The following is a 12,451-nucleotide window of genomic DNA, read 5'->3' as shown; positions in this document are numbered from 1 at the left end:
AGAAGACATGTACGCGGATATTCAGGACGATCTGGAGATCGTCGGCATCGTCAACCACCGTCCCGGATCGGTGGCGAGTGGACCGCAAGGGGCCGACTTTGATCCTGCCTATATCCGCAAGGCTGCGCTGGAGCAGGAAGCGGCGGGCTATGACCGGGTGTTGATTGCCAATGCTGCGGTCATGCCTGAAAGCTTTGCCATCGGCGCGCACCTCTCGGGCGTGACCTCCAAGCTCGGCTTCATGATGGCGCATCGCCCGGGGCCGGTGCAGCCCACCTACGCCGCGCGTCATCTCGCGACGCTTGACCGGCTGAGCGAGGGCCGCGCGGCGGTCCACGTCATTGCCGGGGCCGACGACCGCGAGGTCCAGGCCGATGGCGCCTTCAACACCAAGGAAGAGCGCTACCGCATTGCCGCGGAATACGTGGAAGTCATGCGCCGGGTCTGGTCGAGCGAGCAGCCCTTCGATTTCGACGGTGAATTCTACAAATACCGCGACGCCTTCGCGATGGTGCGCCCGCACGGCGGGGCCATGCCGGTCTACTGGGGCGGCACCTCGGACCTGGCGCTCGATCTGTGCGGCAAGGTCGCCGACGTCTACGCGCAAGGGGGGGACACTTTTGAGGGCGCGGGCGACCTCGCGCGCAAGGCGCATGCGGCGGCCGCGCGGCACGGGCGTGACATCAAGGTGCTGATGACCATGGTGATCCTCTTGGGCGAGACCGAGGATGCGGCCTGGGAGCGCGCAATGAAGCTGGAGCAGCAGGTGACCGAGCGCATCGCGGGCGGCGAGCGCGGCATTGTCATGGGCAAGCACGACAAGGACGACGACAAGGCCGCGGCGGGCGCCTTCCAGCGCATGCTCGCACAGTCCAAGCAGGGTGACCGGCTCGACCGGTGCCTGTGGACAGGGCTCAACAAGGCCTTCAAGGGGCGCGGCAACAATTCGGTTCTGGTCGGAACGCCGCAGCAGGTCGCCGACAGCCTGATGGAGTACCGCCGCCTTGGCATTACCCGCTTCCTCCTGCGCAGCCCCGAACAGGACACCGACGCCGCGCTGATCGGGCGCGAGCTCGTACCCGAACTCAAGGCACAGATGGCCGCGGCCAAGGCGGCGCTGGCATGAGCGGGATTGCGCCTTACACCATGGCGCTGTGCCGTCCGGCGACGGGCAGTGTCTTTGGCGCGGACGGCATGCCGCTCGACGGTGCGCTCGACGCCAACATCGCCATTGCCTGCGAGGCCATTGCACGCGCGGCGGGCGAGCATGGCGCGCGCCTTGTCGTCTTTCCCCAGTTCGCGATGACCGGCTACACCCCGCTTGGCCCCGAGGCCTGGCTGGGCGCGGCGGTCACCTTTCCGGGGCCGGAAATGGAGCGGCTGGGCGAAGCCGCGCGCAAGGCCGGCGTCTATGCCGCCGTGCAGATCGCCGAGAAGCACGCGGCCTTTCCGGGGCGCTATTTCTTCTCGGTCGCGGTGCTCACGCCCGAGGGCGAGATTGGGCTGGCTTACCGCAAGAACTATTCGCTCTCGCTGCGCACCAGCCCGGTCGACGTCTACGACCGTTTCGTCGAGACCTTCGGGCATGGGGCGTTCCTGCCCGTGCTTGACACGCCGATTGGCGGGCTGGGCGTCACCATCGGGGCCGAGCCGCACTGGCCCGAGCCGATCCGCGCCATGGCGCTCAAAGGTGCCGAAGTGATCCTCAATCCGGTCGCCGCGATGCAGGGGATCGACTACCTCAACCGTCCGGGCGCAGAGCTGTGCCGCCCGGTGCGCGCCTTTGAAAACGCGGTCTACTTCGGCATGGCGAACATTGCGCAAGGGGAGCTGGCCTCGGCGGCCTGGGACTACGAAGGCCGTCCCATCGGCGCGGCGGTGAGCGACGAATTCCACCTCTCGACCATCGACATCGAGGGATTGCGCCGTGCGCGCAGCCAACCGGCGGGCAACCTCCTGGCCGGGATGCTGCCCCAGATCGAGGAGGACCGCAGCGCGCTCACGCTCTGGCCCTCCAACGCCTTTGGCGATGCGCCGCCGGCAGGCTTTGCGGCGATGATTGCAGTCGAAACGCAGGTGCGCGAGCGGCTGCAGGCGCTGGGCCGCGATCACGCGCCCGCGCCTGAGCCAACCTCCTAGCCAAGGAAGCTTTCGACCACCGCCTGGCGCCTTGCGGCAAAGGCGGGGGCGGAGGCGGCGGGCAGGCTTTCGTAGCGCGCGCCCGGCAGGGTGGGGGCCAGCTCGGCGGTGTTGGCGGCAAGCGGATCGTCGCTCGCCGCCATCATCAGCGTGGGCACGGGCACCAGCGGCAGGCGCTCGCGCACGGGCCAGGTGAAGGCGGCGTGGTAGCCCAGCGGATAGGTCTCGTTCGCCTTCAGCAGTTCGAGCAGCCAGGCGTGGAGCGCGGGCGCGGGCATGATCCCGGCCTCGCGGCGCCCCTCGCGCGTGCGGTTGTACCAAGGCCAGAAGCTGCACTGGTCGCGCAGGAACTGGAACGCGCGCGACAGATACGCGCCGTCAAGATCGGGCGTGAAGGCGGGCGCGTAATTGGCGAGCAGGCTTTCGAGGAACGCGCCTTCGAACAGGCCCACTCCGTCGAGCACGAGATGGGCGACGCGGGTGGGCTGGGCGATGGCGATCTCGGCGGCGATGCACGCGCCGGTGTGCGAGCCGTAGAGGTCGAACTCTTCCAGCCCCAGAGCGTCGAGCGCGGCCAGCGTGGTCGCGGCGAAATCGCGCGCATCGGGAGCGGCCAGCGGGTGGGGCGAGCTGTCTCCAAACCCGGCGGTGTCGGGCGCGAGGACACGGCGCCCGGTCCCCAGCTGTTCGATCAGCGGCACCAGCTGGCGCGAACTTCCCGGCGAGGCGTGAAGGAGGACGAGCGGGCGCCCCTCCCGGCGCACTTCGCGGTAATGGACCTGGCCAAAGGGCACGTCCACGAAGCCACGGCGCACGGGCGAAGCGGGGGAATTCGAGGACATATGCAGGTTCTCCTTGCCGGTCTGGTCGCGGGTGTAACGGGATAGCGACGGTCCCAATGCGGTGACAGGCGCGCGCAGGCAAATGGCCGTCAGGAGAAAACGCGCCCCTGTCTGTCAGCCATGCGCGAGCGTGATCACCGAGCCCATGAAGACCAGTCCTGCGCCGCTGGCCATGGCCGTCCGGAGCAGGCCTTCGCCCGCTGCGCTGCGCGGCCACAGCTCGAACAGGCCGATATAGAGGAAGCTGCCCGAAAACAGCGCGAGGAGCAGCGCGAAATGCGCTTCGCCCATCGGGAGCAATTGACCCAGCACGATGCCCAGAAGCGGGGCGAGCGAATTGGCGAGCAGCCAGCGCGGCGCGTTGTGGGCGTGGCCGTGGGCCAGGCTGAGCCCCGCCATGTTGGCGCCATCTGCCAGATCGTGGGCGAGCACGGCGGCGGCCACGATCCAGCCCGTCGTCGGCGAGATCTGGAAAGCAAGCCCGATCCCGACACCGTCGAGCAGACTGTGCGCAAGGAGCGCGATGCGCCCCGCGCTCGCCTTGGGGGCGGCGGTTTCGGGCAGGTGATGGAGCAGGAGGCCTGCCGCAAGGCCGATCAGCGCCATGACAAGGACGGTGGCCGTCGCGCCCGGGCCGGTCTGGCCGTGAAGCGCCTCGGGCAGGAGGTCGAAGAGGGCCAGCCCCAGCACGAAGCCGCTGGTCACGCCGAAGATCAGCGTGCTTCGGCGCACGAGGCGCAAGGTGATCACCCCGCCCGCATAGGTGGCGAGCGCCGTCGCCAGGCCGACGAGGAGGAGCGAGAGTGTGGGGGAACCGGACATCGCTGCCATGTGATGTTGTTACATGGCAAATTCAAGTGCGATCAGCCCTGTCCTCATGGGCAAGATGGCAAGGGCTCTTGCGCGAATTACATCGCGGCGCTGGCCACCCTGGTCGCGGTGTCGGCCTCGGCGAGTTCGAGCGTTGGCCGGGCCTCGGCGTCCGGTGCCTCGGGGTAGATGAAGCCGTAGACCGGGTTGTGGCGCGAGCCGAGCGCGCCGATGGGCGCGAACCAGACGCGCACTTCGCTCCAGTCCCCGGCATCCGAGACGTCTTCGGCCAGGACCCCGCGCTCGATCATGCCCGGGCGCGACCAGTTGGCGTGGTTGAGAAGGACGTGGCGCGTGTCGACGATCTTGGAGACCACCGCGACATGGCCGTAGGGCATCGCGTGCGAGGGGGCCATGGCCATGACCGCGCCGACTTCGGGCTCACCGCCGCGTGCGTAGGTGCCCGCGGCCTGCTTCCACCAGGTGCGCGCATCGCCGTGGATCGAGATGCCCGATTGCGCGCGCGCGTAAGGCACGCACTGCAGGACATGGGCCGACGCGGGCAGCGCGGTCAGGGCAAGGGCGGTTCCCAGCAGCGCGGACAGGGCCTGTGCGAGGCGGCCCGAGACAACTTTTGCACCCGCCTTGCGCGGCGCCGGCGAGAATGTGCGGCGCAGTGCCCCTGTCAGGAATTTCATGAACGACCCTTGAATTTGCGAACCCGGGGCGCCTCTAGGTGATGGTGTATCTTGAAGCCAGATAGGCGTTCCACGCCTTGCCGTGCTTCCCGCGCAGCTCGTCCCGTAGGGTTCCCGGCGTGCGACGAACTGCGTTTCATCGCACGCCGGGAGAGGGGGATCAGAAGCGGAAGGTCACGTAGGTCGCGCCGTAGAAGAGGTCGCGCCCCGGCTTGAAGGCATCCGCCAGGTCACTGTAATTGGTGTAGAAACCGATGGTGGTGAAGGGATTGAGGGCATAGCGACCCGAGACCGAATAGCGCGTCGCGAAGTAGCGCGCGTCGCTCGAATCGCCGCTGCGGATGACCGCGCCGCCCAGCGAGTAGACCGCATCGTGCACCGAGGTGCGCCAGAGCCCAGCCATCGAGAGATTGAGCGACAGGCCCTTGGCGGGCGCGAGGCCGAGCGAGGGCTGGAGGATGGTGAGGTTGTGGGGGCCCAGGTCGCCGTTGTAGGTGAGCGGGCGCGGGAACAGCGGGCCGTAGGTGCCCAGCTTCCCGTCGTTGGGGTCCTTGTCGCCCGAACCGAGGTCAAAGCGCAGCCCCAGCTGCGGCTTCCACGGGGCCTTGAACGAGTAGGAGCCCTGCGCCGTCAGGTAGTAGGCGTCGATGTCGCGCGGGCCGTTGGTGCCCCACTGGCGGATGCCTTCGAGGCTGTAGTTCCAGGGGCCGTCGATCCCGGCGAGGCGCAGCGAAAGGGTGCGGCGTTCATCGCGCGCGGCCGGGTTCACGCTGTCGAACCCGCGCATCGCGTCGGTGGCCACGAAGATCGCTTCGACGCGGCCCGAGTGCGCGCCCTCGCCAAAGCCGTAGCCCGCGTTGAGGCCCCACAGGTCGTAGTCGGTGTTGGTGGCATCATCGAAGGTGCCCTTGCGCTCGGTCACCGGGTGGCCGATCATGAAGCCCCCGTCGAAGCGGCCTGTCTTGCCGATCACGCGCACCAGGTCGAGCGAGCGGCGGGTGTTGGCGCCCTCGCGCATGTCGAAGACGGTGTAGCCGCCAAGCCCCACTTCCTGACGCCCGACACGGGCCTTGATCTCGCCCGAGCCGATCGGCACGCGCGCCTCCAGGAAGGCCTGGTTGAAGTCGGCCCGGCCCTCATCGATGATGGCCTCGACGGAATCGAGGCCCGTGGTCGTGGCGTGCTCGATGTCGACGAAGGCGCGCAGCGAAGCGCTGTCCTGCCGCCCGATATGGACATCGCCCCAGAGGCGGGCGCGGATCTGGAAATTGCCGTCATCGTCCTGGGGACCCGCCCCGAAACGCTCGCCCGGGCGCAGCTCCCCGCGCAGGCGCAGTTCGCCGCCCAGCGTGCCGTAGACGTCGGGCGCGATGGGGATGTACTTGAGCTTCGTCCACAGGTTCGCATCGCGCACGTCGGCGAAACTGGCGTAGTTCTCCTCGTGGTTGATTGGGTGGAAGGCCGGGTCGGGCTCCTGCAGCACGCGTCCGTCCCAGGTGACGATGGGCGCCCGCGCCCCTTGCGGCAGCTGGGTCGTGTCGGCGGACGCCTTGTCCTGCGGGATTGGCAGCGGCGCGGGGATGGGAACGGGCTGGCGTGTATCCTGCTCTTGCGCCTGCTCCTGAGGCGCGGGCGCGGCAGGCGCAGCTCCACTGGCCAGCACCAGCGGTGCCATGAATGCGATCATCTAGAACTCTCCCGAAAGGTCTCGTCCCGGTTATCCGGGTTGGCGCGCGGACGTGTCTGATGCAGGTCGGGGCGCGGTGGGTGCCAGGGGGCGGCGGTGAAGGGCGAAGGTCTGAAGCAGGTGAACCGCGATCCCGAAGACGAGGCCCCACAGCGCCGCGCCAAGGCCGAACAGCGTGAGCCCCGAGGCCGAAACCGCGAAGGTGACGAGCGCGCCGTCGCGCCCGTCCTCGGCTTTCAGCGCCGCGCTCAGCGATCCGGCGACAACGGGGAAGAGGGCAAGGCCTGCCAGCGCGGCGATGAGGAATTCGGGCAGCAGCGCAAAGAGCGCGAGCACGGTCGAGGCGAAGGCACCGAAGACAAGGTAGGTCACCCCGCCCGCGACCCCGGCGACGTAGCGCTTTTCCTTCTCGGGATGCGCCTCTTCGCCAAGGCAGATCGCGGCGGTGAGCGCGGCGAGGTTGAGGCCGTGGCACCCGAACGGGGCGAGCACGACCGAGGTGATGGCGCTTGCCGAGATCAGCGGGCGCGCCGGGGGATGCGCGAAACCGGCGGTGCGCAGGACCGCGATGCCGGGCAGGAACTGGCCGGTCAGCGCAACCACGGCCAGCGGTACGGCGATGTTGGCGGCCGCGGCAAGATCGAAACGGGGCGTCGTCCAGACCGGCAGGGTGAGGCTGGGCGTTGCGATGGTGCCTGAAAGCGAGCCGGTGAGCGCGCACAGCGTTACGCCCACGGCCAGCACGGCGACGACGGCGTAGCGCGGCGAGACGACGCGTCCGGCAAAGAAGGCGCCCATCATCGCCACCACCGTCAGCGGGGCCTCGGGCAGCGTGCCGACCATGTCGATCACGAAGCGGAACAGGATGCCCGCCAGCATGGCCGCAGTGATCGCGGGCGGCAGGCGGCGGGTAAGCTGGTCGAAAGCGCCCGAGATGCCGACCAGGAAGACCGCGACATTGGCGACGATATAGGCGCCGATGGCGGTCGCAAAGTCGGTCTGGGGCAGCATGGTGACAAGGAGAGCCGAGCCGGGCGCCGACCAGGCGATGACGATCGGCACCTTCCAGCGCAGGCTGAGCACGATGCCCAGCACCCCGCTGCCGATCGAGATCGCCCAGACCCAGGAGGCCACCAGCGGTTGTTCCAGGCCCGCAGAGGCCTGGAACACGATGACCAGCGGTCCCGCGTAGGAAATGGTGGTGGCGATGATCCCGGCGAGAATCGTCGGCAGCCAGGTAAGATGCCGAAGGGGCATGGAACTCTCCTTGGGCGCGCTCAGGCAGTGAGCGCGCGTTCGGGGGTTTCAGGAGCGGGGGTGTTCGGGGTGGCCGCAGCCGTCACCGTCGCCTGGCGGCGCAGGCTCAGGGTGAAGAGCGCGGTCGCGGCCACCGAGATGAAGCCCGGAACCGCGAAGGCGACGAAGTTCCAGCCCATCGGCAGCTGCGCGGAGAGGAGAATGCCGCCCAGCATCGGCCCGACAATGGCGCCCACGCGGCCCATGCCCGAAGCCCAGCCCAGGCCCGTCGAGCGGACCGAAAGGGTGTAGAACTCCGCGACGCAGGCGTAGAGCAGGATCTGCGTGCCGGTGGTCCCGGCGCCGGCGATGAAGATCAGCAGGTAGAGGACGGGCATCGGGCTGTTGAGGCCGAGCAGCATGAGGCAGGCCGAGCCGAGCGCGAAGTAGGCCATGACCACGCGGGGCAGGCCGAAGCGGTCGGCGAGACGTCCGCCCGAGATCGCCCCGAACATGCCCCCGAAGCTGAGTGCGAGGAGGAACGAGAGGCTGGAACCCAGCGAATAGCCCGCGCTGACCATGAGCTTGGGCAGCCAGGAGCTGAGCCCGTAGACCATGAGGAGGCAGCAGAAGAACGACAGCCACATGGCGAAGGTGCCGAGCGCGCGGCCCTGGCGGAACAGTTCGCCGACCGAAGTCGAAGCGCCCTTGGCCTCATGGTATTCGAGCGGGGCGTCGGCGGGCAGGTTGGCCTCGGGCGCCAACTGGCGCAGGTGCGCGCGGGCGGTCTCGGTATCCCCTTTGCGGATGAGGAAGCCGATGGATTCGGGCAGCGCCTTCAGGATCAGCGGCAGGCAGACGAGCGGGACTGCGGCGGCGAAGAACATGGACGGCCAGCCGAAGGCGGGCAGGAGGTAGATGGCGAGCCCGGCCGCGACCATGCCGCCCACCGCATAGCCGCTGAACATGAGCGCGACGAGCGTGGAGCGGATGCGCTTGGGCGCATATTCGTTGGTGAGCGCAACCGCGTTGGGCATGAGGCCACCACAGCCAAGGCCCGCGGCAAAACGCAGCAGCCCGAAGGTGAGCGGGGTCGTCACGAAGCCGTTGAGGAAGGTGGAGGCGCTGAACAGGGTGAAGCACAAGGTGATGCAGGTCTTGCGCCCGATGCGGTCGCCAAGCGGGCCAAAGAAAAGCGCGCCGCCCATCATGCCGAACAGCGCCCAGCTGGCGAGCGAGCCCGCCTCGGTCGGGCTGAGGCCCCATTCGTCCATCAGGCGCGGCAGGACCGCGCCGTAGATGAAGACGTCGTAGCCATCCACGACGAGCAGGATGGCGCAGGCGACAATGATCTTCTTGTGCAGTGAACTCAGAGGCGCCTGCTCGATCAGGCGGCCGACATCGATACCTTGCATATCGATACTCTCCCGGTTTGTGATTTTGTATTTTTCAGGAGACTGAGTGATTTAGCAGGGGGTGCCAAATACCGATTGAGTGCCGGGGCGATACGCTGCGAGTATTCTTGCGGGATTTGCGCAAGGTACTCAGGGGCTTAACCGCTCGCGATCGCGGCCTCGTGTGCGTCGAGCGCTGTGGGCACGTCGTAGCCCCAGTCGCGGTATTTGCGCGCAATCGTGGCGATCATCAGCGCCAGTTCGGGCGAGTGGTCGCCGGGCCGGTGGCTCATGATGATGGGCGACGTCGCGCTCTCGGCAAGCTCGCGGTAGACGACGTCGTGGCTGCGCGCGCGGCGCACCGATTCGGGCACGATGGCGATGCCTTCCTCGGCCGCGACGAGGCCGATAGCGATCTGCAGTTCGCGCGCCTCGTGCGCGATCCTTGGCTCGATCCCATAGTCGCGCCAGAGCGAGAGAACCTGGTCGGCATAGCTGGGGCGGGGCTGGCGCGGGTAGATGATCTGCGGCTCCTGCGCGAGTTCGCTTAGCGACACCGGCCCGGACCCGCTTGCCATGGGGTGGTCGGGCGAGAAGGCGGCGACAAGCTTCTCGTGGCGCAGGATCACGCGCTGGACCGCCGGATCATCGAAGCGGATGCGCCCGAAGCCGACATCGATGCGCCCGTCCTTGAGCGCGGCGAGCTGGTCGAGCGTGGTGCTCTCGACCATGACCAGTTCGACGTTTTCGGCCACCTTGCGAAATTCCCGGATGAGTTCGGGCAGGCGGGCATAGATGGTGGACGCGACGAAGCCGATGACAAGGCGCCGCCGCTCGCTGGTCGCGGCCGCGCGCACCATTGCCTCCACGTCCTCGATCCGGGCGAGCACCTGGAGCGCCTGCGAATGGAGCAGGCGCCCGACCTTGGTCAGCTGCAGCGGGCGGCTCGAACGGTCGAGCAGGGTCGCCCCGACATGCGCCTCAAGTTGCTGGATCGCACGGGAAAGGGGCGGCTGAGCGATGTGCAGCCGCTCGGCCGCGCGGTTGAAATTGCCTTCGTCGGCGACCGCGACGAAGTAGCGAAGGAGGCGCAGATCCATTCAAGATACCTCTCAGGTATAATCCCATGACCCTATTGATCTTTGAATGCGGGCCTGGGGAGCACTAGATTTCCCTCGAAACGTAATCATACGGGAGAGAGGCTGCAATGGCTGCGTTGGATCGCGCTGATACCTTCATTGTCGATGTGCCGACAATTCGCCCGCATGTTCTGGCCATGGCCACCATGCATTCACAGGCGATGACGATCGTGCGCCTGGTCGACGGTGACGGTGTCGAGGGCCTCGGGGAAGGCACCACCATCGGTGGCCTCAGCTACGGCGAGGAGAGCCCCGAGAGCATCAAGTCCGCGATCGACACCTACATTCTGCCCGTGCTGGAAGCGAGCGACATCTCCCGCGTGGGCGAGACGATGGCGCGGATCAACGCCTGTGTGCGCGGCAACCATTTTGCCAAGTGCGCCGTGGAAAGTGCGCTCCTCGACATGGCGGGCAAGCGCCTGGGCGTCCCGGTCTCCGAACTGATCGGCGGTGGGCGCGTGCGCGACACGCTGCCCGTGGCCTGGACGCTGGCGAGCGGCGACACCGCGCGTGACATCGCCGAGGGCGAGCAGATGCTGGCCGAGCGTCGCCACAACATCTTCAAGCTCAAGATCGGCAAGCGCGCCGTGCGCGATGACGTCGCCCATGTGGGCGCGATCTGCAAGGCGCTGGGCGACCGGGCCAGCATCCGTGTCGACGTCAACCAGAACTGGAGCGAGCCCCAGGCGCGCCTCGGCATGGCGATGCTGCACGATGTGGGCTGTGATCTCGTCGAGCAGCCGACCGCGGGCGATGACATCGCGGCCATGGCGCGGCTCTCGCAAGGCCAGACCATCCCGCTCATGGCCGACGAGGCGCTGCACGGGCCGCGTTCGGCGCTGCGCATTGCCGAGGCGGGCGCCGCGTCGGTTTTCGCGCTCAAGATCGAGCAGTCGGGTGGCCTCTTTGCCACGGCCGAAGTTGCCGCGATTGCGGGCGCTGCGGGCCTTGGCCTGTACGGCGGCACGATGCTGGAAGGCAGCGTCGGCACGGCCGCTTCGGCCCATGTCTTTGCGACCCTGCCGCAGCTCGACTGGGGTACCGAACTGTTCGGCCCGCTTCTCCAGACCGACGAGATTCTGGCCGAGCCGCTGCACTATGCCGACTTCGCGCTGCGCGTGCCGACCGGCCCTGGCCTGGGTATCGCGCTCGACGAGGACAAGATCGCCTATTTCCGGCGCGACCGCGACGGTCCGCGCCTCCACGCCGTCAATACAGGAGCCTGATCCCCCATGCTTTTCATGGTTGAAATGGACGTCAACATTCCCCTCGACTTCGACGCCGAGGAAGCCGCGCGCCTCAAGGCCGAGGAAAAGGCCTACTCGCAGAAGCTGCAGGCCGATGGCACCTGGCGCCACATCTGGCGCAAGACCGGGCTCTATTCGAACGTCAGCATCTTCGATGTCGCAAGCAATGAAGCGCTTCACGACGTGCTCATGGCGCTGCCGCTCTACCCCTTCATGGCGATGAAGGTGACGCCGCTCAACCGCCACCCCTCGGCCATTCGCGAAGACGACACCTGAGGGCGCCAAAAGCCCAATCAATTTCTATAATCGGGAGAGTTCACCATGGATGTGACCTTTGTAAAAACACCGGAAATTCAGAAGCTGCTCGATACCGCGGCGGGCATCGGCCAGGAGGGCGGCGACACGCGCCTCAAGGGCATCGTGCGCGACCTGACCGAGTCGATCATGGAAGTGATCGTCAAGCACGACGTGTCGGAAGACGAATTCTGGGGCGCCATCAAGTTCTTCGCCGATGGCGCGGGTGAACTCGGTCTGATTGCTCCGGGCTCGGGCCTTGAGCACTTCATGGACCTCTACATGGACGCCAAGGATGCCGAAGCGGGCCTTTCGGGCGGCACGCCGCGTACCATCGAGGGCCCGCTCTACGTCTCGGGAGCCCCGCTCGTCGAGAACGGCGCGAACCTCACCAGCGACCCCGATCCCGAAGCGGACAACCTCACCATGACGGGCGCCATCACCGGCCCCGACGGTGAGCCGGTCAAGGACGCCATCGTCCACGTGTGGCACGCCAACTCGCAGGGGTGGTACTCGCACTTCGACCCCACCACCGAGCAGACGCCGTTCAACAACCGTCGCCGCATCAAGCTGGGTGACGACGGCAAGTACGTCTTCCACTCGAAGATGCCGAGCGGCTACTCGTGCCCTCCGGGCGGCGCGACCGAAACGCTCATGTTCGCGCTGGGCCGCCACGGCAGCCGTCCCGCGCACGTCCACTTCTTCGTGGAAGCGCCGGGCTACCGTACGCTGACCACGCAGATCAACTTTGGCGATGATCCCTTCGCCAAGGACGACTTCGCCTTCGGGACCCGCGAAGGCCTGCTGCCGGTGCCGAGCCGCCAGGGCGACCGTGTCGACCTTGCCTTCGACTTCCAGCTGCAGAAGGCGACTTCGCAGGACGACGAGCAGCTCTCGACCCGCCGCCGCGCCAGCGCCGAGGCGGAAACCGAAGCCGCCTGAGAATAGCCCGTACACGGGCACCA

The 12,451-nt window shown here is 67.6% G+C and carries 12 protein-coding genes; 5 read left to right on the top strand and 7 right to left on the bottom strand.

Annotation, left to right across the window (positions count from 1 at the left end; genetic code table 11):
• Nucleotides 1-7 precede the first annotated feature (7 nt).
• On the top strand, nucleotides 8-1,126 hold the full coding sequence (locus LC060_RS08995; RefSeq protein WP_226634686.1) for an LLM class flavin-dependent oxidoreductase: 1,119 nt from the start codon (nucleotides 8-10) through the stop codon (nucleotides 1,124-1,126).
• Entirely contained in the window at nucleotides 1,123-2,139 is a 1,017-nt protein-coding gene (locus tag LC060_RS08990) for a nitrilase-related carbon-nitrogen hydrolase (RefSeq protein ID WP_226634684.1), read from the top strand. Before LC060_RS08995 ends, LC060_RS08990 begins: the two co-directional genes overlap by 4 nt.
• On the opposite strand, the gene LC060_RS08985 is transcribed toward LC060_RS08990, so the two are convergent.
• The 7 genes from LC060_RS08985 to LC060_RS08955 form a co-directional block, all read right to left on the bottom strand.
• On the bottom strand, nucleotides 2,136-2,981 hold the full coding sequence (locus LC060_RS08985; protein ID WP_226634682.1) for an alpha/beta fold hydrolase: 846 nt from the start codon (nucleotides 2,979-2,981) through the stop codon (nucleotides 2,136-2,138). The two genes, LC060_RS08990 and LC060_RS08985, sit on opposite strands and share 4 nt — an antisense overlap.
• A gap of 114 nt (nucleotides 2,982-3,095) precedes the next feature.
• Entirely contained in the window at nucleotides 3,096-3,812 is a 717-nt protein-coding gene (locus LC060_RS08980) for a ZIP family metal transporter (protein WP_226634680.1), read from the bottom strand.
• A gap of 77 nt (nucleotides 3,813-3,889) precedes the next feature.
• Nucleotides 3,890-4,489, bottom strand: a complete 600-nt coding sequence (locus LC060_RS08975) for a CHAP domain-containing protein (protein WP_226634678.1) — start codon at nucleotides 4,487-4,489, stop codon at nucleotides 3,890-3,892.
• Between the two features lie 160 nt (nucleotides 4,490-4,649).
• On the bottom strand, nucleotides 4,650-6,176 hold the full coding sequence (locus tag LC060_RS08970) for an alginate export family protein (RefSeq protein ID WP_226634676.1): 1,527 nt from the start codon (nucleotides 6,174-6,176) through the stop codon (nucleotides 4,650-4,652).
• A gap of 30 nt (nucleotides 6,177-6,206) precedes the next feature.
• The gene (locus LC060_RS08965; protein ID WP_226634675.1) at nucleotides 6,207-7,433 is read right to left on the bottom strand and encodes a benzoate/H(+) symporter BenE family transporter; all 1,227 of its coding nucleotides are present in this window, start codon (nucleotides 7,431-7,433) and stop codon (nucleotides 6,207-6,209) included.
• Between the two features lie 20 nt (nucleotides 7,434-7,453).
• Nucleotides 7,454-8,827, bottom strand: coding sequence for an MFS transporter (locus LC060_RS08960; RefSeq protein ID WP_226634673.1), 1,374 nt, complete (start codon nucleotides 8,825-8,827; stop codon nucleotides 7,454-7,456).
• 137 nt (nucleotides 8,828-8,964) lie between these two features.
• Nucleotides 8,965-9,906 (bottom strand): LysR family transcriptional regulator, encoded by a 942-nt coding sequence (locus tag LC060_RS08955; RefSeq protein WP_226634671.1) that lies wholly within the window; start codon nucleotides 9,904-9,906, stop codon nucleotides 8,965-8,967.
• 107 nt (nucleotides 9,907-10,013) lie between these two features.
• On the opposite strand from LC060_RS08955, the gene LC060_RS08950 reads away from it, so the two are divergent.
• From LC060_RS08950 to LC060_RS08940, 3 genes are read left to right on the top strand one after another with little or no spacing between them, the layout of a single operon-like run.
• Entirely contained in the window at nucleotides 10,014-11,171 is a 1,158-nt protein-coding gene (locus tag LC060_RS08950; RefSeq protein WP_226634669.1) for a muconate/chloromuconate family cycloisomerase, read from the top strand.
• A gap of 6 nt (nucleotides 11,172-11,177) precedes the next feature.
• The gene (gene catC / locus LC060_RS08945; RefSeq protein WP_039390789.1) at nucleotides 11,178-11,468 is read left to right on the top strand and encodes a muconolactone Delta-isomerase; all 291 of its coding nucleotides are present in this window, start codon (nucleotides 11,178-11,180) and stop codon (nucleotides 11,466-11,468) included.
• Nucleotides 11,469-11,513: 45 nt separating this feature from the next.
• Nucleotides 11,514-12,428: a dioxygenase gene (locus LC060_RS08940; protein ID WP_226634667.1), complete on the top strand. Its 915-nt coding sequence runs from the start codon at nucleotides 11,514-11,516 to the stop codon at nucleotides 12,426-12,428.
• The last annotated feature ends 23 nt before the right edge of the window (nucleotides 12,429-12,451 follow it).

This window comes from Novosphingobium profundi, from assembly GCF_020524485.1.
Lineage (GTDB): Bacteria > Pseudomonadota > Alphaproteobacteria > Sphingomonadales > Sphingomonadaceae > Novosphingobium > Novosphingobium profundi_A.
The sequence above is the reverse complement of the archived record's forward strand: the minus strand, read 5'-3'. Positions and strand labels throughout refer to the sequence as shown.

Coding starts and splice junctions, on each gene's coding strand:
- LC060_RS08980 (WP_226634680.1), bottom strand. CDS start 3,812: ATGGCAGCGATGTCCGGTTCCCCCACACTCTCGCTCCTCCTCGTCGGC.
- LC060_RS08970 (WP_226634676.1), bottom strand. CDS start 6,176: ATGATCGCATTCATGGCACCGCTGGTGCTGGCCAGTGGAGCTGCGCCT.
- LC060_RS08960 (WP_226634673.1), bottom strand. CDS start 8,827: ATGCAAGGTATCGATGTCGGCCGCCTGATCGAGCAGGCGCCTCTGAGT.
- LC060_RS08940 (WP_226634667.1), top strand. CDS start 11,514: ATGGATGTGACCTTTGTAAAAACACCGGAAATTCAGAAGCTGCTCGAT.
- LC060_RS08975 (WP_226634678.1), bottom strand. CDS start 4,489: ATGAAATTCCTGACAGGGGCACTGCGCCGCACATTCTCGCCGGCGCCG.
- LC060_RS08995 (WP_226634686.1), top strand. CDS start 8: ATGTACGCGGATATTCAGGACGATCTGGAGATCGTCGGCATCGTCAAC.
- LC060_RS08955 (WP_226634671.1), bottom strand. CDS start 9,906: ATGGATCTGCGCCTCCTTCGCTACTTCGTCGCGGTCGCCGACGAAGGC.
- LC060_RS08985 (WP_226634682.1), bottom strand. CDS start 2,981: ATGTCCTCGAATTCCCCCGCTTCGCCCGTGCGCCGTGGCTTCGTGGAC.
- LC060_RS08965 (WP_226634675.1), bottom strand. CDS start 7,433: ATGCCCCTTCGGCATCTTACCTGGCTGCCGACGATTCTCGCCGGGATC.
- LC060_RS08950 (WP_226634669.1), top strand. CDS start 10,014: ATGGCTGCGTTGGATCGCGCTGATACCTTCATTGTCGATGTGCCGACA.
- catC (WP_039390789.1), top strand. CDS start 11,178: ATGCTTTTCATGGTTGAAATGGACGTCAACATTCCCCTCGACTTCGAC.
- LC060_RS08990 (WP_226634684.1), top strand. CDS start 1,123: ATGAGCGGGATTGCGCCTTACACCATGGCGCTGTGCCGTCCGGCGACG.